Raw genomic sequence first — 24,609 nt, forward strand, 5'->3', positions numbered from 1 at the left:
AATGAATAATAAAGATTTGCAGGAACAAGTTATCAACGGGGTCGATGCGGAAAAAACGACGGCAAAGAAATACAAGATGTATCTGGCTATAAATACTCATTGGGATCGCGAGTACCGGTGGTCTTTTGTTGAGACACGCACAAGATTGGTTGAAGCTGTCGATATCCTGATAGACACAATGGAAAAAGATCCGCGTTTCGCATATTTCCATACCGATTCACAGGCCTCGTTTTTGGATGATTATCTTGAGGTTCGTCCGGAGAATACCGAACGTGTGAAAAAACTTGTAAAGGATGGCAGGCTGTTAACGGGCCCCTGGTACACATTGCCCGCAGAGTTTTTGGTGAGCGGAGAGGCATTGGTTCGCAATCTTCTCATGGGTCATAAAATAGCCGGCAACCTGGGTCGTGTGATGAAAACAGGTTATAATATTTTTTCATGGGGACAGGTTTCACAGCTTCCGCAGATATACCGTCAATTCGGCATGGATACAATAATGTTTTATCGAGGCATCGACCAGTCGAATATAGATAAGCTGGAATTCAAATGGAAAGCTCCTGATGGGAGCGAGGCGCTCGGTATTACATTCGGCTCATATCACAGGCTCAATTTTTGGGTTTATGTGTATCGGCCTTATAATGACCAGGGCGGACTCAATAGAGAAAAAATAGTCAATAATAATGGTTTTCTTTTTAATCTTTGCGATACGTACAGCAGCGATTTTAATCACTGGGTTATAAATCAACCGCAGTTGAAAAGTTTCAAAGACGCCAGGGCCGGCCTGGACACGCTTCTGGATACGGTAAAAGATAAGTCTTCCACTGAGAATCTTTTATTCCTGCAGGGATTCGATCAGGAAAATCCCGATCCTGCCGTTCCGGACCTTGTTGAAAAACTTAATCGCGACATTGATTTTGGGAAAATTGAAATAAGCGATCTTGGTACATATTTGAAAGAAGTTCGCCGCGGGCTAAATGAAAAAGGCCTTTACAATAAACTTAATGTGTTCCATGGCGAGATGTTAAATGTTGAAAGAAGCAGCGACCCATTCGCTCCGCTCTATATCGGAGTGTTTTCAGCAAGGATGCCGCTGAAGCAGCAGAATACGGATTGTGAGAATCGGCTTGAAAACTGGGCGGAACCCGCGGCAGTATGGGCTAATCTTCTTGGCAGAGAGTATCCGTGCAGAGTATTTGAATTGGCATGGCGTGAACTTTTGCAGAATCAACAGCATGACGGCATTGGCGGTTGTCACGTAGACAGGATTACGACAACTATGGAAGAAAGATACCGCAATGTCAAGGACCTTGCAGAGGTTATCACCAGGGACTCTCTCGTAAAAATAGTAACCGAAATTGATTATTCACAACTGGGCGAACAGGAAATTGGAGTTACGGTATTTAATCCATCAGCCGTTTCAAGGACCGAAGAAATAATCGCAGAAGTCGATATTCCTCATGAGTGGGGGCAGAGGTTTGTTTCCGGCGGTAAATATAAGAGGCCCCTGACGGTTTGGGTATATGACACGGCTGGTAATCGGGTGGAATCACAATTGCTTACCGTGGAGGATGATACCCGGTTTGCGTACCTCAAATATGGTTCTCATATCAGTTTTGATGTTGCACGCGTCAGGATAGCATTCAGTGCAGAGAATATACCGTCAATGGGATATGCCTGTTTTAAAGTGGTTCCTCAGCAGACAGCGGACCGTCCGGTCGAAACACTTTGTCCCGAAAAAAATGTGCTGGAAAATGATTTTATCCGTGCCGAGATTCGCGGCGATGGTACGCTGGAATTGCTCGATAAGGAAACCGGGCGTAAATACGACAGGCTGCATTATTTTGAGGATACCGGGGAAATGGGCGGGCCGCTTATTCATCATCAGCCTTATGGCAGCAGCATATATAATACTTTGGAACAGAACGCACAATGTTCTCTGGTTTTTTCAGGAAAACTTTATGCCACTTACAGGATTGAGAGACGCTGGGAATTACCCGAAGGTGTTGATGCTGAAATGAAGGTTTATGTGCCTCATGGAAATGAGTGGGTTGGCCAGGAGAGGGTAAAGAGGTCGCAGCGAAAAGAAATACTCAGTATTATTACGGATGTAACTTTGCGAAAGCACGGCAGGTGTCTCGAATTTGAAACAACAGTTCAGAATGCCATAAAAGATCATCGGCTGCGTGTTTGTTTTGACACAAATTTATCGAAGGCTCGCTATTGCTACGCTGATTCGCCTTTCGATGTTGTTAAAAGAGAAATCGCAATACCTGATTCAAGCGGATGGTACGAAGCAGCGGCCAGAACACTGCCGGCACATTCGTTTATCGATGTAAACGATGAAACTAACGGTATGGCTTTGTTGCAGACAGGCCTGCCGGAATACGAAGTGGTCGACAATAAGAAACGCACTATCGCACTTACTTTGCTGAGATGCTTTGGAACGGCAGGGAATAATTCTGAAACCTATGTTCCTCAGCCGCTTGCACAATGCCAGGGAAAGCATGTATTCAGATATGCGATAGTTTCTCATGCCGGTTCATGGCAGGAAGGTGATATCATTGGCATTGCCGAACACTTTAATGCTCCGATGAGAGTCGTTCAATGTACAAAACATCGGGGTGTATTACCACAGAGACATTCATTCTTCGCAATAGACAACCCTGATTTTATCGTGACAGCTCTGAAAAAAGCCGAACACAGCAGCGGTTATATTCTTCGCGGATACAATGCATCAGGCAAAAAGATAGTCGTAACGGTTAAGATTCCTAAAGTTATTCACCATGCCAGCAAGGTAGGGCTTGAAGAAAATTGGATAGATACGCTCGTAATAGACAAGGACAATACTATTAAAATAGATGTTATGGCGGGCGAAATATATTCTATTTTAATGGCCAGATAGTTGAAGAATGAGTTTAATAATTTAAGACGGGGTGACAGGATAAAATGAAAAGAAGGACCTTTTTAAAACAGTGCGTCACCGGCGCAGCAGCGCTAAGCGCTGGATATATTGTTAGTGCAATGGCCAGGCCGGAAAAAAGGCCCAACTTTATATTTATCCTTACTGATGATCAGCGGTGGGATGCAATGGGATTTATGGGTAAGTATCCCTGGCTCAAAACGCCTAACATAGATCGCATTCGGCAGGAAGGGATGCACTTTAAAAATGCCTTTGTAACTCATTCTATCTGTTCGCCGAGCAGAGCGAGTTTTCTTACCGGAACATATTCTCATATACATGGTGTAATTCAGAATGAGAGCAGAGATTATGATTTCAATAAAACTCCGTCTTTTGCGCAAATTCTCGAAAAACATGGCTACAATACAGCGTTTCTTGGTAAATGGCATCTGGCCTACGGGAACCAGCCTCGTCCTGGTTTTAAATACTGGTTTAGTTTTGACGCGCAAGGAGTATATGAAAATTGCGTTTTGAACGAAAATGGCCGTGAGTTTACCAGCAAGGGCTATATCACAGATGTTCTTAATGCCAAGACGGTTGATTATATAAAAGAACAGGATTCGGATACGCCATTTGCGTTGTACCTGTCCCATAAGGCCGTGCATCAGCCGTTTACACCGGCGCCGAGACATGCCAGTCAATATTCCGATGTGAAACTTCCTGAGCCGCCTAACTTTAATGAAGATATTCAAAGTAAGCCGGAGTGGCTGGCACATAGTGGTATGAAAGGTATATACAGAACTAAAACCCCCGGCAGCTATATCAAATTAGAAGAAAAAGGTCAGAAACCTTTCGATGGTCAAAAGAAAATTTATATAGATTACTATCGGGCCATTAGTGCGGTAGATGAAGGTATCGCAAATATATATGATACTCTTGAAACTAAGGGCATGCTGGACAACACCGTCATTATCTTCGCAGGGGATAACGGGTATTTCCTCGGTGAGCACAGCGGTCGTCTCGATAAGAGACTTATGTATGAAGAATCCCTTCGAATACCAGTAGTAATGCGTTATCCTAAAATGATAAAGAAAGGCTCTTCTACCGATGAAATGGTTTTGAATATAGACCTGGCTCCGACACTGCTCGACCTTGCAGGTATTAAAGTGCCATCATATATGCAGGGCCGGTCATGGAGACCTTTGTTCAATGGAACAGGCCGAAACTGGCGAAATGCATTCCTGTATGAATACTTTGTGGATTTGACTCCTGCTGTTCCTACAATGATAGGTGTGCGTACGAAGGAGTGGAAGCTTATTCATTACCCGGACATAAATGATATCGATGAATTATACGATTTGGTCAATGACCCATTTGAGAAAAAGAATCTTATCCTTGAGCCTGCATTTGAAAACAAAAAGAAAGAGCTTATGGATTTGATTGAAAAACTCAAGGATGAAACGGGTTACAATAAATCAGCATGGAAGGCGAATCCTGTAAATCATATACCAAAGCGGGCAGGTTCCGGCCTGGTAATGCAGTATGATTTTCATAAAATTAAAAATAATATTATTGAGGATTCATCTGGCCGTAATAATCACGCATTATTACTTTCCGCCGGAGCCGGAGAAAAAGACAAACTTCATTGCAGTGGAGGATGTATCGCTTCGGCGGTGTTCAATAATACCAAATTTGCAAGAGGACCCTTCGCATTTGATATTACATTCAAACCTGAGAGTGACGGGATAGTAGCCGCATGGGGCGACCAGAACAACGGCTTTGCTGTTTTTGTCGAAGAGGGTATGCCTGCATTTGCGTACCGTGCCAACGGGTCGTTATTTATTGTCGATGCCGACAGAAAATACACGGGCAAATTGGTCAGGGTTACAGGGTCGGTCTGCAACGGAAAGGCGCAATTATTTATTGACGGCAGAAAAGTTTCAGAACTGGCGGTCGGGCCTTTCTACTGGATGAATGAGCCGACCGGTAAAATACACCTCGGTTGTGATGAGCAGAAAGTACTTTCGGGAATCATGTCCGATGGATTTACAGGTTATGTTTCCCGGCTGCGTATGTACGACAATATGTTGACGTCTAAACAAATTTCACAGTTATAAACAGGATGCGGTGAATATGAAAAATTTTCAGAATAGACGTGATTTTCTCAAGAATTCAATCGCCGGTATTTCTTCACTTGCCTTTTTTGGGCCGTCACTGGCAGAGGCAATATCGAGCAGTGCTGGAAATCGCAAAAAAACCAATGTGATATTGATACTTACCGATGACCTTGGATGGAACGATGTGGGATGTTATGGTCAGGGCAGAATCAAAACTCCGAATATCGATAAGCTTGCCCGGCAGGGGATGCGGTTTACTAATGCACATGCTCCGACTTCTATTTGTACTCCCTCTCGCTTTGCCTTGCTTACAGGCAAATATTGCTGGCGAACGTCGCTAAAGAAAGGCGTGATTGGACATAAACCTCTGCTCATTGAGCCGGGAAGTATTACTTTGCCTTCGATTTTCAAACAATGCGGCTATCAGACAGCGTGTATAGGCAAATGGCATCTTGGTATGCGTGATAAGTCTACGGGGAAATTCGATCCGGATACGCATTATGTTCCGCCGATAAAGCCGGGACCGAACGATATAGGATTTGATTATTTCTTCGGCCTTCCGATTGGGCATTTCTATCCGCCCGGCATATATATGGAAAATGACAGCATTTATAAATATGACCCCAATGACCCACTCGTATTGGCGAAATCAAAGGAAGAACTGGAACATGGTGCCGAGGCGGCAAGATACAAAAAAGACCAGGTTATCGGAGACCTGACAAAAAAAGCGGTTGAGTATATCAGTAAAAACAAAGACGAACAATTCTTCCTCTATTTTGCACCAAGCTCTCCGCACGACCCATACGCTCCTTCACAAAAGTTCAAAGGTAAAAGTAAACTGGGAGACTATGGCGATTTTGTTATGGAAACTGACTGGGCTGTAGGGGAAATTATTAAATCGCTTGAGAAAAATAAAATTGATGATGAAACTTTGATAATTTTTACGAGTGACAATGGCGGCGAGAATGCGGCCAATGCTGCTTTAAAGGAATATAACTACAATCCCAATGGGAAATGGCGGGGCGACAAGGGCGACATCTATGAAGGCGCCCTGCGAATTCCGTTTATTGCCCGCTGGCCTGGTGTTATAAAAGCCGGACAAAAAAATGACCAGCTGCTTGGGTTTAATGATATGCTTGCAACTTTCGCCGCTATGCTCGGACGAGATATTCCCAGTGTCGCAGGCCCCGATAGTTACAATGTTTTTGATACTTTTAAGGGCAAACAAAACCTTTATCCCGAAAGAGGCCTGATATTGCACAGCCGGGGCGGACTGTATGCCATCATTGAAGGAGACTGGAAATACATTCATGGCCAGGGTAACGGTGAGCGTGTCAAAGGCGGGTATCCTGCTCCGGACCAGCCGGCACAGGGACAATTATTCGACCTTAAAAACGATCCATACGAATCCGCGGATATGTATTCGCAGCGCCCGGAGATTGTAAATAAGCTGCAAAATCTTTTAAAAGAGTATTATGTAAACGGAAAGTCACGATGAGGGCAAGGTTTGGTTTAACACAAGATTTTAATTACTCGGAAGGCTTAAAATGAAAAAAAATACATTATTTTTATTTGTTATTATGGCATTTTGTTCCGCTTTATTTGGTCAGGATTCCAATACCACAGAGGATATCAAATATTTGGCGTTCATGAGAACACCTGAAGATGTGTTCAATCAGCACCACCCTGAAACAATAAATATGGCGGGCTTTAAAGAGATTACCAGTCATTTTGCGGACTTGCCTGAGTCGCGGGTAAAACCGGGTATCGGCTTTATATTTTCATATTTGAAAACGGATATTGATACTGTACAGGTCGACCTTAAGAGATTTCTGGCTTTATCGATAAAGACCAATACTCCGGTGCTTGTAAAGCTTGACGGTGAGCAATGGTGGCAGAATCGTCCGGACCTGTGGAATTGGTGGGATCCTGAATTGCCAGGCTACGACCCGAATAACAGGAACAATGTCGAATGGCGATGGTGGGAACCGGAATATGCCTTGAAAATAGCATGGCGAAACTGGGGCAGGCAGTTGAGGGTTTTACCGCCTCCTAATTTGATGAGCCCGGCGTACAGAAAGGCCTGTCATGAGGCGATGGACCAATTGATGCCGATTGTTTTGGATTGGTATAAAGCATTGCCTGATGATAAAAAATATCTTTTCATCGGCCTTAATCTCGGCTGGGAAAGTTCGATTGGAATGAACGCATATTATTTCCCTAATGGAAACGACTTAATCGATGTGCCCGAAGTCAATGATCCGGTAAAACAATACGTACATGATGACGTATTGAGTCGCGGTTATGTGCAGATAGGTTATGCTGCGGTAAAATCTGCCGGAATCAGGACAAGCGGAGATATAAGTGAAGCCGATCTGGTAATGGTTGCGCAAATGCATATGGAAGATTTATGCAAACGCGCCTATGATTTCGGATTCCCGCGAGAAAAGATATTTTCACACGGAGTTGGAAATCCGAAAGGCGAAAAACTGTATGATGCCGCCGTCAATAGTTACTCCTGTCCCGGATGGAGTACGTATGATAAGCCTGATATGCCGGAATCAAATATTGGGATAAACAGGTGCTTAGATATGAGCGATGCCAAACAGTGGGCCGCTACCGAATGGCTGCTGCTGGCACCTCACGAAAAGGCTCTTTGGAAAAACGCATTCGAGAAAACGCTTAATTATCGAAATTGCAAATACCTTTGTGTGTTTAACTGGGAACTTGTCAGAAACAGCAATGAAGTAATCGAAGCCGCTCGTGAAGTCATAAAGGAAAATGCAATTAAATGATACGGGAATGTTTCCAATTGTATATGTTTGAAACGGGGCAGGTATTATGAAGTACTTGTTTCTGTTTGCAGTTTTATTTATGCCTTGTACGTTGCTGGCGATATCGGATGTCAATATCGGCAGCAAATATATAATGATAAGGAAAGATTTCAATCTCTCCAGGCCGGACTCCATAAGTGAAGCTAAATTCAATGAGATGATGGACCATTTTAAAGATGTATCCGGTCATGAAATTAAGGTGGGGATTAAATTTATAGTCTCTTATTTTAATACGGATGTAAATATAATTGCAAAATCACTTGAACGCATTTTGTTTTTTGCGGAAAAGACAAATACTCCCATATTCATTAAGCTCGACGGAGAGCAGTGGTGGCCAAAACGTCCAGACCTGTGGAATTGGTGGGACCCCAATAAGCCGGGCTATGACCCGAATAACCGCAGCAATGTCGAATGGCGATGGTGGGGATCTGAGTATGCGTTGAAAATCTGCTGGCGGAACTGGGGCAGACAACTTCGCGTTCTGCCGCCGCCGAATCTTATGAGTCCGAAGTACCGCAAAGCGTGTCATGAGGCGATGGATGTTTTGATGCCGATTATTTTGAACTGGTACGAATCTCTGCCTGAAGATAAAAAATTTCTTTTTGTCGGGTTGAACCTCGGCTGGGAAAGTTCAATCGGAATAAACGCATTTTATTATCCAAATGGAGACCGGTTATACGACCAGCCTGAAGAAAATGATCCGCAGTCAGGTGCGGTAAGAGCGGATGTACTGAGCCGTGGTGTTGTACAACAGGGTTATGCGGCAGTCAGTACGGCAGGCATTCGTCAATCCGGTGATATCACAGAAGAAGACCTGTACAGGGTTATTAAGATACACCTTGAAGACCTTTGTAAGTACGCTTTTGATTTTGGTTTCAGCAGAGATAAAATAATTTCTCACGGCTGGGGCAACGAAAGCGGCGAACTTATGTATGATGCGGCCGTGAATCAATACAGTTGCCCGGGATGGAGTGAATACTGGTATGTTGACGACCCGGGTCAGGATCAGGGCATAATGCGAAACGTGAAGATAAGCGATGCTCCATATTGGGGAGTCGTGGAATGGGTTCTGCCGCAGCCGTATGAAAAACAAAGATGGAAACAGGCAATCAGCAAAACTTTAAGTCTTCCCGGATGCAAAATGATAGGCATCTACTGGTGGTGGTTTTTTGATAAAAACGAAGAAATTCATGAAGCAATACGCGAAGTTTGTAACGAAAATTAATTAGGGAGATAATATGAATAGAGCTAATATGAATAGACGAAAGTTTTTGGTGCGTGTCACAGAAGGTCTGGCTGCCGTTGCATTTATGCCGTTAATAGCGGAAGCCTTTGATGGGAGCGGCGAGGGATATGCTCGCATCCTTGAACCTAATAAATTGATTACCGGTAAAAAAACCAGGGTTCTCCTTGAGATCACTGTCGGAAAGAATGGTATCCCAGTTGGCGGCGGAATATGGGTTGGTGTACATCACGCTGCGATTTGGAATCAGGATTACGGTTTCTGGTCCGATTTCCAGACGGATAATCCGAAAGGCAAAAAATATATCGGTGTAATTGGCAAACAAGCCGACAATTTTGAAAGCAAATGGTATAGTTGGGCGCCGCCACCTTTCCATAGAAAACCGGGCGGACCTCCTGCGCCGGATTGGTGCGGGTCGACCCCGCTTATCTTTCATCAGTGCATGAAGGCTAAAATAACAAATACGCCATTAAAGGCCGGTACAAAAATTCTTGTAACTATCGGCAACGAGGAATTCGGGGCGATTCCGCCGATTTGTACAGATAAAGACCATGAATTTTTCGTGGCGGTGGATTCTGATGCAGGCGGAATATATAAAGGTATCGGCGATTATCCCAAAATAGATTTGGTTGCTCAGGAAGCCGACCATTTTACAGGTTCGGCTCAAATGGTTCAGGAGGCAGGTAAAAAATTTGAACTGCTTGTGAAAGCGGAAGACAAGTATTTTAATACTGCCAGGGATTATAAAGGGACGGTTGATATTAAGGATGAGAACAACCGTCTATTGGCGTCAAATGTCAAATTAATTAATGGTATGGCACGGCTCAATATACGCATTGATGAACCGGGTGCTTATCGTTTGCGGTTTACTTCAAAACAGTTATCCGGGCGAAGTGAGCCGATACGTATTTTTGATAAGGCACCTGAATTACGGATTTATTTTGGCGATATGCACGGTCATACTCGCGTTTCGGACGGCTGCGGCACTCCGGATGAATATTATTCATTCGGCAGGGATGAGTCAAATCTCGATGTTTGCGCGTTAACAGATCACTGGCATAACGATTGGGAATTAATGAAGCAAATGGCAAAAAAATATTATAAACCAGGCCGCTTCGTTACTTTCCTTGCTGAAGAGTCAGGCACCAATCAGGACCATATAAATTTATATCATAAGACCTGTGATGCTCCTCCTATAAGTAAAAATCCGAAGAAAATTGAACAGTTTTATAAAATTGTTGAGAATGATTATTTAAGTAAAGGTTTAGATGTGATTGGCGGACCTCATCATTTTGCTTTCGATCGCGGGCAGGAGATTTACCCGTGGCAGTCATGGGATGAGCGTTTTATGAGATTTGCAGAAATCTTTTCAAACCATGGAACAAGTGAATATGCCGGCAACGACAAACCTTTACATACAACCAACACTAATAAAACTATGCAGGCTGGATTGGCTTTAGGCAAGCGGTTTGGGGTATTTGGTTCTTCTGATACTCATGTTTCTCGGCCGGGCAGATCGAATTACCTGATGTATGCAGGTTCATTGGGTGCCTTTCTGGCAAAAGATTTGACCCGTGAAAGTATATGGGATGCATGGTGGAATTACCGTGTTTACGCTGCAAGTTTTGACAGAATATATGTCGATTTCAAAATAAACGGCCAGATAATGGGTAGTCAGTTAAAGGCCGCTGATTCGTGCTCTATTGAATATGAAGTAATCGGTGCTGATGAAGACATCGAAGTGATATTACTGAAAGACAACCAGACCTGCAGAACAGATAAATCTGCAAACGGCATTGTCAAAGTTTCATTTGAAGACAGCGGCCTGGATATTAATCATTTCTATTATTTAAGAGCTGTTCAGAAAAATGGTCATAAAGCCTGGTCAACCCCGATATGGGTTGAACATAAAAAAGTGTAATTTTAGATTATGGCAAGAGGTAATATGAGATTATTAATAATGTTAAGTTTAGTTTTATCTGTCTCGTGCACATTGCAGGCGATGTCCGATTCGAATATTACCGATAAATATTTGTTGATTATGAAGGATTTTGATGTTTCGAGGCCTGCCAACATAAATGAAGGTAATTTTACTGATATGATGAGCCGTTTTCCGGACTCCTCCCATTCTCAGATTAAAATTGGCACGGCTGTGATTCTTTCCTATCTGAAAACGAATGTCAGCACTATTTCCAAATCACTGGAACGTATTTTGTTCTTCGCCGAAAAGACAAATACTCCAATAATGATTAAATTTGACGGTGAACAATGGTGGAATAACCGCCCGGATTTGTGGAACTGGTGGGATCCCAATAAGCCGGGCTATGATCCGAATAATCGCAGCAATGTCGAGTGGCGGTGGTGGGGGCCGGAATACGCGATGAAAATCTGCTGGCGAAACTGGGGAAGACAACTGCGAGTTCTGCCTCCTCCTAATCTGATGAGCCCGGCATATAGAAAAGCCTGCCATGACGCGATGGATGTTTTGATGCCGGTGATTCTTAACTGGTATAAAGCCTTGCCTGAAGAAAAGAAGTTTCTGTTTGCGGGTTTAAATTTGGGATGGGAAACTTCAATTGGCGTAAACGCTTATTATTATCCAAATGGCGATGAGCTAATGGACAAGCCGGAGAAGGATGATCCAATGGGGTTTGCAAGAGCCGATGTTTTGAGTCGAGGTGTTGTACAACAGGGATTTGCCGCTGTTAAGACTGCTGGTATTCGTCAGTCAGGAGATATTACTGAAGAAGATTTGTGCAAGGTTGTTCATATATACCTTGAAGATCTTTGTAAACGCGCCTATGATTTCGGATTTCCCAGAGACAAAATTATCACTCACGGCTGGGGCAATGAAAGCGGCGAACTTCTCTATGATGCTGCAGTAAACTCATACAGTTGTCCGGGCTGGAGTATTTACTGGTATGCACACGACCCAAACGAAGACAAAGGTGTAACAAGGAATATTCGAAAAAGTGACGCGCCTTATTGGGCCGCAGTTGAATGGTGGCTGCCAAGGCCGCATGAAACGAATATCTGGAAAGAAGCTATTGCCAAAACTCTCAATTATTCCGGCTGCAAGCTGATTTGCATTTACGGTTGGAAGGGAATTTCTACAAACGAACCTATCATAGAAGCAATTCGGCAAGTGAGTATTGGAAGCACACTGCCTGTAAAAAAATAAATTAACGGAGAATTTATGAAGTATTATTTATTTTTAATTTTAATATTGTTTATCCCGCAAATATCGTCGGCTATATCTGACACAAAATTCGATGAACAGTATGTAATGTTTATGATGCCAAAACCTGCAAATGTCAACGAAGCCAAGTTTTCGGAAGTGATAAATAATTTCCCAGGCTTGTCACAGGCTCGAGTCAAAATAGGCGTTATATTTATTTTTTCCTATCTCAGAGAGGATGTTAACGGTCTTGCCGAGTCGCTGAAAAATGTTTTGTCCTACTCTGAAAAAACAAACACTCCGGTCCTGATAAAATTTGACGGGGAACAGTGGTGGCAAAATCGTCCTGATTTATGGAACTGGTGGGATCCCAATAAGCCGGGCTACGATCCCAACAATCGCAATAATGTCGAATGGCGGTGGTGGGGGCCTGAATACGCGTTGAAGATTTGCTGGCGAAACTGGGGCAGTCAACTGCGTGTTCTGCCGCCTCCAAATCTGATGAGTCCGGCATATCGAAAAGCCTGCCATGAATCGATGGATATTTTAATGCCGGTGATTTTGAACTGGTACAAATCACTGCCTGAAGATAAAAAATACCTATTTGCCGGTTTGAATCTCGGATGGGAGAGTTCGATTGGAATTAATTCCTTTTATTATCCGAATGGGAATCAGTTGCGCGATAAACCGAAATCGGAAGACCCAACATCAGGTGCGGTCAGAGCGGATGTATTAAGCAGGGGAGTTGTGCAGCAGGGATTCGCAGCGGTCAAAACAGCGGGTATTCGCGATTCGGGAGATATTACCGAGGAAGACCTTTATAAAGTTGTCAAAATGCATCTCGAAGACATTTGTAAACGCGCCTATGACTTCGGATTCCCCAGAGGCAAAATTATTACTCACGGCTGGGGCAATGAAAACGGAGAATTGATGTATGATGCGGCAGTGAATCAATATAGTTGCCCCGGATGGAGTGAGTATTGGTACTCCAAAAACCCGGCGGAAAATGCGGGCATAATGCGAAATGTCCGGAAAAGTGACGCACCATACTGGGTGATAGCGGAATGGACTTTGCCGCAGCCGCGTGAAAAAGAACCGTGGAAACAGGCCGTCAGGACGGTACTTAACCTTCCCGGCTGTAAAATGTTGTGTGTTTACGGCTGGAGAGGAATCGCTGATAACAAGCCTGTTATCCAGGCGATACATGAGTTGTGCCTTGAAAGCGTACCTGCCGTTGCGGAAGATGCCAACAATAAATAGAAAGTATACAAAATGAATAAATTGTCTGGGAATAAGTTGTCGTTTGGCCTTAAATCGATGTATGCCACTGGTGCGATATCGGATGTCATCATGGCGAATATTATCTCAACTCTGGCATTTCCGCTCTATGTAACCGGACTGGGAATCAGCCCGATACTAATCGGTTATGCTCTTTCAATTCCGCGGCTATGGGATGCGGTCACCGACCCAGTGATGGGCAATATTTCAGATAATACGAGACTACGATGGGGGCGGCGCAGACCATATATGTTCATTGGAGCAATACTCGGAGGACTTTTGTGTGCATTGCTCTGGATGCCGCCGAGTTCTCTGAGTGAGACAGGAATATTCATATATTTTCTCGTGACCTCCATATTATTTTTTACAGCTTATACGATATATTCCGTGCCGTTCAATGCGCTTGGATATGAAATGTCCGACGACTATGACGAGCGAACCAGCATAATGTCTTACAAAACTTTTTTTATGAATGCCGGTGCGGCTTTTATCCTGCCGAGCATTTTATGGCTCTGTATGCGGCCGCAGTTCGGAAACAATCTTGTTGAGGGAGCTCGTGTCGTCGGTGTTTTATTCGGAGGACTAATCGCGGTCTTCGGAATACTTTCTGCCATTTTTTCCCGTGAAAAAGTGCACAATCAGAATAAGATTAATATTTCATTGGCGTTAAAATACACCTTCTCTAATAAGACTTTCCTGCTTTTATCGATGATAGTAGTCAGTGTTTTGGTGGGAGTATTGGCGGTGTTCCCCCTGGTGTATTTTATTAACCTTTCTTACATTTCCCCGAATGACCATGACCGTACTGCCGCATCGTGGTTTTTGTATCAGACGGTCTACGGCGTGATGGGAATATTAGGCGTGCCTGTCATTAATTATCTGGGGCAGCGGTTTGGGAAAAAACCGGTCCTTTTAGCGGGTTTAGTAATTGTTTCCTTGATGTTTCCGGCCAGTTGGTTTTTGTTCGACCCGAAACATCCATGGCTGCAGCTTATTTTTGCCGCACTGGTTTCGCCCGGCCTTTCTTTTGTATGGGTATTGACTTCGTCAATGATGGCGGATGTCTGCGACCTTGACGAGTTGAAGACGGGATTACGCAGGGAAGGAGCATACGGTTCGATTTTTACACTGTTAGTCAAGATAGGTGTGTCCATCGTTATGTTGATGAGCGGTTATGTACTTGCAATCGCCGGATATGACCAGAAAGTGTCTCAGCAGATGCCGGAAGCTGTATATAACCTGCGGCTATTTTTCGTGTTCCTGCCGATGGTATTCATGGTGGCCGCAATTGCTCTCACATTCTTATATCCTCTTTCGAAAACAAAGATGGAACAGATTCGTCTGCAGTTGAACAGTACAAAGCAGAATGATTAGAATATACAACCTGTTTATTTGGAGATTTTATGACGCCAAAGAAAAGAATACTGGCTATTCTTAATAATGAGCCGGTTGACCGGATACCAGTGGATTTATGGTACACAGATGAAGTTGCCGCTTCACTAAAAGAGTATTTTAATGTCGCAGACGATTTTGAATTATACCGTGCAATGAACCTTGACAAAATTGTGTGGCTGTTTCCCGGTTATAAAAGTCCCGCCGCCGATAAATTTACCGGCTCACAGGTAGGTGCCCAGGCCGTGGGAGAACGCACCACATGGGGCGTTCCCTTAAAACCCATTCAATCCGGAAAAGCCGTCTATCACGAATTCGGGACGCCGCCGTTGAAGGAATATGACTCTGCCGAAATGCTGGACAGGTACGAATTCTGGCCTGACCCGGACTGTTTCGATTACCAGGGTTCACTCGAAACAGCGAAAAAAGTTTCGCCCAGTTATGTGACTATCGGACCGTGGATTTCCTTCTTTGAGGTTTATTGTCAGATGCGGGGACTGGAACAGTCATTGATGGACCTTTTGACGAACGAGTCTCTTGCCGTCGCAATCCTTGACCGTATAGAAGATTGCCAGACAAAAATGCTGAAAAAATATCTGCAGGTTCTCGGCGACCATCTCGATTTGGTATTTATCAGTGACGATATGGGCATGCAGCAAAGCCTTCTAATATCTCCTGCAATCTGGAAAACATTCTTTCAGGAGCGTATGAAACGCTGGTGCGGCCTGATTCATTCATACGACAAAAAAGTATTTTATCATTCCGATGGTGCCGTGGAACCTCTAATTCCGTTCTTACTGGATTGCGGCATAGATGTGCTTAATCCCATACAGCACGCCTGCCCCGGAATGGATACGGCCGAACTGAAAAAGAAATACGGCAGCCGTGTCGTGTTTCATGGCGGCATCGATAATCAGTCGGTTTTGCCGTTTGGCAGGCCGCAGGATGTGCGTAATGAAACGCGAAATTGTCTCGATACACTCGCCTCCGACGGCAGGGGGTATATTGTTTGCAGTTGCCATAATGTGCAGGCCGGAACACCCGTGGAAAATATTATCGCAATGGTTGAAACCGTTACAAAAGGTTGAAGAAATTTTTGGACTGACTGAAGTAGAATATTACAGGAGTAAAATATGTGCAAAATAATCATCATAAACTCGTTATTGTTCGTGAGTATTCTTCTGATTGCGGCAAATGCTCAGGCCGCCACCGCCGAATATACTAATCCCTTGGCGGTTAAAATTGCCGACCCTGCAATTTTAAAAACATCAAATGGCAACTACACATACTATTTAGCGGGTACCGGGACCGAACGATATGTCTCGAATGATATGGTAAATTGGATCAGAACCGGGGACTATATCAATCTGACGCCCTATTTGACCTATACTAATCTATGGGCTTCGGAACTGGTGGAAAAAGATGGCCATTTCTATTTTTATTTTTGCACACCTGTGGATTCTCTTGGCAAGCGTGCAATCTTTGTCGCTGATGCCAATTCACCGGATGGTGTTTTTTCCCCATTGCCTGTACCGGTTGGCGGTGTCTGGCAGCCTGTCCTCGAACTTCCAAATAATGTCAGCATCATTGATCCGCATGTGTTTATTGATGACGATGGTACGCCATATATGTTCCTGACCCGTGACCTGGCCAGGAGCGGACAGGCGTGTAAAATCGATGTAGTTAAACTCAAACAGAATATGTATGAAACAGATGGTACTAAATATTTTCTTTTGCAGCCTTCACAAACTTGGGAAAATACCTGGCAGGAGGGCGTATCTGTTATCAAACACAACGGCACCTATTACTTGACGTGGTCGTCTCAGTACTGGGGAGGCCACATGTATGCTGTAGGCTATGCGACGGCTTCCAATCCTATAGGGCCTTATACGAAATCTTCCTACAATCCTTTGTTAAAGCAATGGCTCACCTATCCGCAGTATACAAACCCGAATCCTACAATCCTGATCCGAACCAAATTGACCCGAACAATATCGGTTATTCCAGTCCCGGACATAACGGTTTCGCCCTGTCTCCCGATGGCAATGAATTATTCATTTGCTATCACACGAAAATCGGGACGAAATTTGAAGGTCAGCGTCAAATGAATATCGACCGTGTCATATTTACTCCGGAGTCGGGCAGACCGGACCGGATGGAAATCGACCAGGTTGGGAATAGAGCTCCGACCCGTCAGCCCAGGCCTTATCCTTCCGGTTCGGCATATCCTTACAGTGCTGAGACGGATGAATTTACAGGCGATACCCTTGACCGCTCCATCTGGTCGAATGCATGGGCAGAAGATAATTATTTGTGGTCTGTTATAGATGGTAAACTGAAGGTTACCATGTCCAATGGCGATATCCTGGGCGAAAATACCAATATAAAAAATATTTTTCTGCAAAAAGCGCCTGCCGGCGACTGGCACATTACCACCAAAGTTACTATGATACCTCTAACTGCTGCGTATACAGAACAGGCATTTATAATAGTATGGCAGGATACCAATAATTATGTCATGCTTCGGGCCACACAGTGGACCTTTCCCGATGGCGGAGTGTTGCCGCTTCTGCATGCCATAAGTGAAAAAAAAGTACAGACAACTTCCTACGGTGAAATATATACAGTTCCCAATACTTTTTACTTACAGATACGAAAAACCTGCGGCAAATATTATAGTTTCCTCTTCAGTTCTGATGGTCAGAACTGGCAGGAATTCGGTCCCACGTTCGAGTCCGACCTGAGCGATATATATGTGGGAATTGGAGCCAATAAGGGCGGCCCTGTATCGGAAAATTACAGGGCAGAGTTTGATTTTTTCAGCATCGAAAGACAGCCTGACTTAAATAAAGACGGTACTGTAAATTTTCAGGACCTTCAGACTATCGCCGCAGAATGGTTTAGTGATGATTGTTTCCCAAAACCACTGGGTGATTTGGATAATAATTGTACCGTTGATATGAGTGACTTTGCCGAATTCACTTTAAAATGGTTAACATATAGTCCGTGTAATTAACTTAAATAGCTGCGATGAAAAGACGTGAATTTTTAAAAGCCGCCGGTGCCGGAGCACTGCTTGTAACAATGGGAGATTTGCCGGCCTTTGGTAAACAAACGCCCCAAAGGCCGAATGTGATTCTCTGCATGGCTGACGACCAGGGATGGGGCGATATGGGCTACAATGGTCATCCTGTTCTCAAAACTCCTAATTTTGATGAAATGGCTGCCGCATCACTGCGGTTTGACAGGTTCTACGCCGCCTCGCCGGTTTGTTCCCCTACACGCGGGAGTGTAATGACCGGCCGTCATCCGAATAGATTCGGATGTTTTACCTGGGGCTGTAATCTTCGACCTCAGGAAATTACAATCGCTGAAACGCTGAAATCCGCAGGTTATGTAACCGGCCATTTCGGGAAATGGCATCTCGGTTCAGTTTTAAAAAACAGTTCCGTCAATCCGGGCAGCAGCGGCTTTGATGAATGGGTATCGGCGCCGAATTATTTCGATAATGACCCAATTCTCAGCAAAAAAGGTACCGCCGTTCAGTACACCGGCGAAAGTTCAATGGTGACGGTAGAGGTTGCCCTTGAATTCATTCGCAAACATGCCGGCTCGCCCCGGCCGTTCCTTGCGGTTATTTGGTTCGGCTCTCCTCACAATCCTCATGAAGCCTCTGAACAGGACCGTGCTGTATATAAAGATCAACGTGATAAATTGCAGAATTTCTACGGTGAAATCACAGGCATGGACCGTGCCATGGGTAAACTTCGACAGGAACTGCGAACGCTCGGTATTCATCAAAACACGATGCTCTGGTACTGCAGCGATAACGGCGGTCTAAAAGTCAGCAGAACGGGAGGACGGGGTCATAAAGCTGACATATATGAAGGAGGTCTTCGTGTTCCTGCCTTGCTTGAATGGCCCGCGCAAATCGGTTCGCCGCGAAATACGAATACTCCCTGCGATACCAGTGATATTTACCCGACGATTGCGGAACTTGCCGGGGCCAAACTGAATAAAAAATTACCGCTCGATGGAATCAGTCTTGTTCCGTTAATTAATAATAAAATGAACGTACGGCCCAGCCCGATAGGTTTTTGGCGTTATCCGGCCGAAGGTTTGGTTATTTCAAGCACAGATGAAATGGCGGCACTTTTGGATGCGCAAAAAGCCGGTAAAGAAGTAAAAGATTCACCTGCGAATTTTAATGCCGGCATAATCTCAAAAAAGTATTCCGACAATTCCTTTCCGGGCCACGCCGCATGGCTTGATTGGCCGTGGAAACTTCACAGGATTGAGACTCCGCAGGGCGTAAAAATGGAATTATATGATATTGCGAAGGACCCGCGGGAAAGCAGCAATTTGTTATCGCAACAGCCGAAACGCACAAAAAAAATGGAATTCGAACTCGAACGATGGATGAAATCCGTTGTTCGAAGTCTTAATGGCGAAGATTACAAATAATTTATAAACCGGATAATTAATGAACCGAAGAGATTTTTTGAAAGCTGTGAGTGTTGGAACTGTTTCGCTGACGGTTTCAGGGTCGTGCAGTGCCTTCAAAGCTTCTCCTCAAAAAGCGATAAGTAAAAGGCCCAATATACTTTTCTGCATTGCGGATGACCAGTCGTGGCTGCACGCAGGAGCTTATGGCGATAAGGTTGTGCAAACACCGAATTTCGACCGGATTGCGAAAGAGGGTGTGCTTTTTACGCATTCATTCTGTTCCTCGCCTTCCTGTACGCCTTCACGGGCGGCGGTTCTGACCGGCCAGGAAATATGGCGATTGGAACAGGGCGCGATGCTGAAAGGAACATTGTCCAGGGACAAGTTTAAGGTTTATACATCGCTTTTGGAAGAGGCGGGTTACCATGTCGGTTTTACAGGCAAAGGCTGGGCGCCGGGCAGTACAAGGGCCGGCGGCTGGGGCGACCGTAACCCGGCCGGCAAACAATACAATAGTAAAACCACTGTTTCTCCTTCCAATGGGATAGGAAAATTGGACTATGCGGCAAATTTTGATAGTTTTCTCGGCTGTCGAGAAGACAAACAGCCGTTCTGTTTCTGGTTCGGCCCAAAGGAGCCTCACCGAGATTACGAAAAAGGTTCCGGTTTAAAATCCGGCAAAAAACTGAAGGATGCCTCTGTACCGAAATCATTGCCCGATGTCACTGAAATACGCAGCGACATTCTGGATTATTATATGGAAATCGAGTGGTACGATAAACATCTCGGACAAATGCTTAAGATTCTGAAAGATAAAGGCGAGCTTGATAACACACTCATTGTGGCGACATCGGACAATGGTATGCCTTTCCCTCGCGCAAAGGCCAATCTTTATGACCTTGGCGTTCGTATGCCGCTTGCTGTACGCTGGGCCGAAAATGTCAGAGGCGGTCGTGTCGTAGATGATTTCATAAGTCATACTGACTTTGCGCCTACGTTTCTTGCTGCTGCCGGCTTGCAAATCCCTGTCGAGATGACAGGCCGCAGCTTCATGGATATTTTATTATCAACCAAGAAAGGTAGAGTGGATTCAAAGCGGGATTTTGTATGTACCGCGACGGAACGTCACAGTATGTGCAGGCCCAAAGGAGAGGGTTATCCTATACGGGCAATAAGAGACCATCGCTGGCTTTATATCCATAATTATGAACCTGATCGCTGGCCGGCGGGCGATCCGGAGAATTTCGGAGACTGCGACAATGGGCCGACCAAGGCGTATATGGTTGAGCATAAAAATGTTCCTGAAGTGATGCCTTTGTTTCAAAAGGCATTTGCCAAAAGGCCTGCTGAAGAGCTGTACGATACCGAAAATGACCCGGACCAGCTTAATAATCTTGCGGATAAACCTGCTTTTGCTGAAACAAAAAAAAAGATTCGACAGAAGCTTTATCAATATCAGCAAAAAACCAAAGACCCGCGGGCAGAAGGCAAAAGTCCATGGGATGGTTTTGATGCGGTGGAAGAAGCGAATGAATAAAACGATTATTATTCTGTTTAGTATTTTATTATGTCTGGATGGCCCGGTCTTTGCCGGGTCGTCGGGAACCGGCATAGAATGGGTATGCGGCAAATATCCTGAACGCGTTGTTAACCTTTTTAAAAATCTTGATTTGACAAAAGATGGAATAGAACAGGTTGCCGCCGCGGTGAAGAAAAACGATTTGCCTGCTGCCTGTAATGCGCTTATTGAATATTATAAAAAATGCGATTCAGGCGGCTGGCTCAGAAAACAACTACCCAAAACCGACGCCGGCACGATTCAACAGGCACAGGAAATTATCGATGATACTATTACATCCCAAACAGTTCGCGCCAAAGTTCCGAGATTGAATAACGGCGGCCTCGACTGGACTTATAACGGCCCTGATAACGATAAGGAATGGGCATGGTTCCTGAATCGCCATTATCACCTTGAAACATTATTAGATGCATATCTGCAAACCGGTAATGCCGTTTATGCCCGTTGTATAGATGAACATATCCGCGATTGGGCGGCCTCAAGTCCGTATCCCGGCGTCAAAAGTAACACGCCGCAGTGGCGAGGCCTTGAGGTGTATTGGAGACTCCGTCACTGGAGCCGGATTTTTTACGCACTGCAGGATTCCAATGAATTTACCCCGGCGGCCCGTATTTTGATGCTTTCGAGCATTCCTGAACACGCCCACTACCTGCGGAATTTTCACGCGGCTGGCGGCAACTGGATTACAATGGAGATGTCTGGCCTGGCTATCGCCACAGTATGTTGGCCGGAGTTTAAAAATTCCCCCGACTGGCTCGACTATGGAATTGCCAAAATGTCGTCGCAAATTTCCACTCAGGTCTATCCCGATGGAGTCCAAAAAGAACTGACCGGTCATTATCATCTGGCTTCATTGCAGGATGGCTTCCAGCTTTTTGCCGATTTAGTAAGCCATTCCAAAAAGACAGTACCTGCTGAATATAATCAGCGTCTTGAGCAAATGTGGAACTATGTGGCCTGTTCAATGCGGCCTGATGGTTATGGTCTGCTTAATAACGATTCGGACAGAGATTTCAACAGGGATATAGTACTCAAATACGCCGAAATTTTAAATCGGCCGGATTGGCAATGGATTGCCTCTAACGGTAAGCTTGGCAAAGTACCGGCAGGGCAGCCTTCGATTGTTTTCCCATGGGCAGGCCAGCTTATAATGCGCAACAGCTATGCCGCTGATGCTCAATGGGCGTTTTTCGATTTCGGACAATTGGGAACTGGAGGCCACTTTCATGATGACAAACTCCACCTCTCTGTTGCTGCTTTCGGCAGGGATATTCTTGTTGATAGCGGCCGATACGCTTACCGCCTCAGCCCAGCCCGCAATTATGTTGTCAGCACAGCCGCTCACAATACTATTCTTATTGACAGCCGGGGTCAGAAACATTGTGAACGTGAAACCAGGGTGGTAAAAGATAACGTTCTGATAAGCAAAGACTATGATTACGCGCGAGGCATTTTTGACAGTGGCTACGTTAATATCGAAGGTCAGGTCTCGCACACTCGCGCAGTTGTTTATCTAAGAAATAATTGCTGGATTGTCGTGGACAGGATTGATACGGACCGGCCGCGAAATATTCAGGCGTTGTGGCACTGGCATCCGGAATGTACGGTTAAGATTGAAGATGACTCTTCCACGGTTTCCGTGGATACTGATAAAGGCAACCTTCGCATTGTGCCCATAAGTAAGCTTAACTGGAAAACGGATTTGGTCAAAGGCCGCGGCGAACCGAATATGCAGGGTTGGTACAGCAGAGAATATAATCAATTCGTTCCCTCAATAGTGTCGATATACTCAGCAGGAATCGAAAAGACTTCTGTCTTTGCATGGCTGCTCGTTCCTGCAATGGGTAAAGTTCCGATGGCGGAAGGTAAAATTATTTCTGTCGAAGATGACAGTGTGGTACTGGAAATTGCCTCCGATGATAAAGTTCCGATGGAATTAAAAATTCCGCTTGCCGGTCTGCTTACAGTAGAAATAAAATCGTAATGTTAGATAAATTGGAAACAGGAAAGTTATTATGTTGAATCGTCGTGATTTTTTACATGCAGGTACACTTTGTGCGGCATCTTTTGTTATTGGGTGCCGACAACCGCAATTTCTTAAATCTTCAAACAAAAATCCACCAAATATTCTTTTTATAATGGCCGACGACCATGCTATCGGGGCGATGAGTTGTTATGGCAGCCGAATCAACACAACTCCTAATATCGATCGTCTGGCAAACGAAGGAATGCGATTTCAAAACTGCTTCTGCACTAATTCGATATGCGCTCCAAGCCGTGCGGTTATTCTGACCGGCAAATATAGCCACATTAATGGCAAGATTGACAATATGGCTCCTTTTGACGGAACCCAGCAAACATGCCCCAAATTGCTCCGTAAGGCAGGCTATGAGACTGCAATGATTGGTAAATGGCATTTGGAAAGCGATCCTACCGGTTTTGATCATTGGGAGATTCTTCCGGGTCAGGGGTTCTATTATAATCCCGTCTTTCGCCAAATGGATGGCTCACGTAAACGCTATCAAGGCTACTGTACCGATCTTATCGCGGATTTCTCGATAGATTGGCTTGAGCAGCGCCGAGATAAAAGCAAACCATTTTTACTGATTAGCCAGCATAAAGCTCCTCATCGCTGCTGGTCGCCGCCTGCCCGTTATTTCGATAAATACAAAGAAGGAACGATTCCGGAACCTGCTACATTGTTTGACGATCATTCCGGCCGTTCAAAAGCGTCATCGCAAAGCGAAATGTCTATAAGAAAACATTTCAGTTGGTCGCACGATATGAAATTCAAAGGTGAAAATCTGTTTCCGGAATATTTCACATCTGATTTGCAGCATACGGAATACAACCGAATGACGCTGAAGGAGAAAAAACAATGGGACGATTGGTACGAGCCAAGAAATCAGGAATTTATTGCGCAGATGAAGGCCGGCAAATTGAGCGAAAAAGATATTGTTCGCTGGAAGTATCAGCGTTATATGCACGATTATCTGGGGAGCATTGCCGCAGTTGATGATAGTGTCGGACGAATGCTGGATTACCTGGATAAAAATGGATTGGCGGATAACACCATCGTTGTTTATACATCCGATCAGGGGTTTTTCCTGGGCGATCACGGCTGGTTCGACAAACGGTTTATGTATGAGGAATCATTACGAATGCCGCTGCTGATGCGCTGGCCGAAAAAGATAAAAGCCGCCGCTGTCTCGCAGGAGATAGTTCTGAACCTGGACTTTGCCTCCACTTTTCTTAATGCGGCACACACGGCAATCCCTCAGGATATTCAGGGGCAGAGCATTGTCCCGATTCTTGAAGGCCATCATCCATCCGACTGGCGCAATGCTATGTATTATCATTTTTATGATTTTCCGGCCATTCATCAGGTCAAACGCCATTACGGAATACGTACCGAACGCTATAAGCTGATTCATTTCTACTACGACGTAGATGTCTGGGAACTATACGATTTGCAAACAGATCCTGATGAACTCAAAAATCTCTATGATGATCCTGAATACGGCGATATTGTAAAACGGCTCAAAAACCAATTGGAACAATTGAGAACACATTATGGCGACAGCGATGAGTTGAACCAAAAGTTTTTGCCGAAAACATAAAAAAATTAATATTAGGATAAAAA

Annotated in this window: 16 protein-coding genes; all 16 read left to right on the forward strand. The window is 44.6% G+C overall.

What is annotated here, in order from left to right:
* Position 1: 1 nt before the first annotated feature.
* The 16 genes from WC496_08160 to WC496_08235 are packed head-to-tail and all read left to right on the forward strand — an operon-like array spanning position 2 to position 24,586.
* A complete protein-coding gene (locus tag WC496_08160; protein ID MFA5292991.1) occupies positions 2-2,902 on the forward strand; it encodes a glycoside hydrolase family 38 C-terminal domain-containing protein in 2,901 nt (966 codons plus the stop codon).
* A gap of 44 nt (positions 2,903-2,946) precedes the next feature.
* On the forward strand, positions 2,947-5,016 hold the full coding sequence (locus WC496_08165) for a sulfatase-like hydrolase/transferase (GenBank protein MFA5292992.1): 2,070 nt from the start codon (positions 2,947-2,949) through the stop codon (positions 5,014-5,016).
* Positions 5,017-5,032: 16 nt separating this feature from the next.
* Positions 5,033-6,514, forward strand: coding sequence for an arylsulfatase (locus WC496_08170; GenBank protein ID MFA5292993.1), 1,482 nt, complete (start codon positions 5,033-5,035; stop codon positions 6,512-6,514).
* A gap of 49 nt (positions 6,515-6,563) precedes the next feature.
* A complete protein-coding gene (locus tag WC496_08175) occupies positions 6,564-7,811 on the forward strand; it encodes a hypothetical protein (protein ID MFA5292994.1) in 1,248 nt (415 codons plus the stop codon).
* A 46-nt stretch (positions 7,812-7,857) separates the two neighbouring features.
* Positions 7,858-9,075 (forward strand): hypothetical protein, encoded by a 1,218-nt coding sequence (locus WC496_08180; GenBank protein ID MFA5292995.1) that lies wholly within the window; start codon positions 7,858-7,860, stop codon positions 9,073-9,075.
* Positions 9,076-9,088: 13 nt separating this feature from the next.
* Positions 9,089-11,014: a hypothetical protein gene (locus WC496_08185; GenBank protein ID MFA5292996.1), complete on the forward strand. Its 1,926-nt coding sequence runs from the start codon at positions 9,089-9,091 to the stop codon at positions 11,012-11,014.
* Positions 11,015-11,038: 24 nt separating this feature from the next.
* A complete protein-coding gene (locus tag WC496_08190) occupies positions 11,039-12,274 on the forward strand; it encodes a hypothetical protein (GenBank protein MFA5292997.1) in 1,236 nt (411 codons plus the stop codon).
* A 15-nt stretch (positions 12,275-12,289) separates the two neighbouring features.
* Positions 12,290-13,531: a hypothetical protein gene (locus WC496_08195; GenBank protein ID MFA5292998.1), complete on the forward strand. Its 1,242-nt coding sequence runs from the start codon at positions 12,290-12,292 to the stop codon at positions 13,529-13,531.
* Positions 13,532-13,543: 12 nt separating this feature from the next.
* Positions 13,544-14,923 (forward strand): MFS transporter, encoded by a 1,380-nt coding sequence (locus WC496_08200; GenBank protein MFA5292999.1) that lies wholly within the window; start codon positions 13,544-13,546, stop codon positions 14,921-14,923.
* Positions 14,924-14,952: 29 nt separating this feature from the next.
* Positions 14,953-16,029, forward strand: coding sequence for a uroporphyrinogen decarboxylase family protein (locus WC496_08205; GenBank protein MFA5293000.1), 1,077 nt, complete (start codon positions 14,953-14,955; stop codon positions 16,027-16,029).
* Between the two features lie 45 nt (positions 16,030-16,074).
* A complete protein-coding gene (locus WC496_08210) occupies positions 16,075-17,049 on the forward strand; it encodes a family 43 glycosylhydrolase (GenBank protein MFA5293001.1) in 975 nt (324 codons plus the stop codon).
* Entirely contained in the window at positions 17,046-17,957 is a 912-nt protein-coding gene (locus tag WC496_08215; protein MFA5293002.1) for a hypothetical protein, read from the forward strand. The genes WC496_08210 and WC496_08215 overlap by 4 nt, the downstream gene beginning before the upstream one ends.
* Before the next feature lie 14 nt (positions 17,958-17,971).
* The gene (locus WC496_08220) at positions 17,972-19,405 is read left to right on the forward strand and encodes a sulfatase-like hydrolase/transferase (protein MFA5293003.1); all 1,434 of its coding nucleotides are present in this window, start codon (positions 17,972-17,974) and stop codon (positions 19,403-19,405) included.
* Between the two features lie 19 nt (positions 19,406-19,424).
* On the forward strand, positions 19,425-20,924 hold the full coding sequence (locus WC496_08225) for a sulfatase (GenBank protein ID MFA5293004.1): 1,500 nt from the start codon (positions 19,425-19,427) through the stop codon (positions 20,922-20,924).
* Positions 20,917-22,950 (forward strand): alginate lyase family protein, encoded by a 2,034-nt coding sequence (locus WC496_08230; GenBank protein ID MFA5293005.1) that lies wholly within the window; start codon positions 20,917-20,919, stop codon positions 22,948-22,950. The genes WC496_08225 and WC496_08230 overlap by 8 nt, the downstream gene beginning before the upstream one ends.
* Before the next feature lie 31 nt (positions 22,951-22,981).
* Positions 22,982-24,586 carry a sulfatase gene (locus tag WC496_08235; protein MFA5293006.1) on the forward strand — a complete coding sequence of 535 codons (1,605 nt, stop codon included), beginning with the start codon at positions 22,982-22,984 and terminating at the stop codon, positions 24,584-24,586.
* The last annotated feature ends 23 nt before the right edge of the window (positions 24,587-24,609 follow it).

This window comes from Phycisphaerae bacterium, assembly GCA_041652575.1.
Taxonomy (GTDB): Bacteria; Planctomycetota; Phycisphaerae; order Sedimentisphaerales; family UBA12454; genus UBA12454.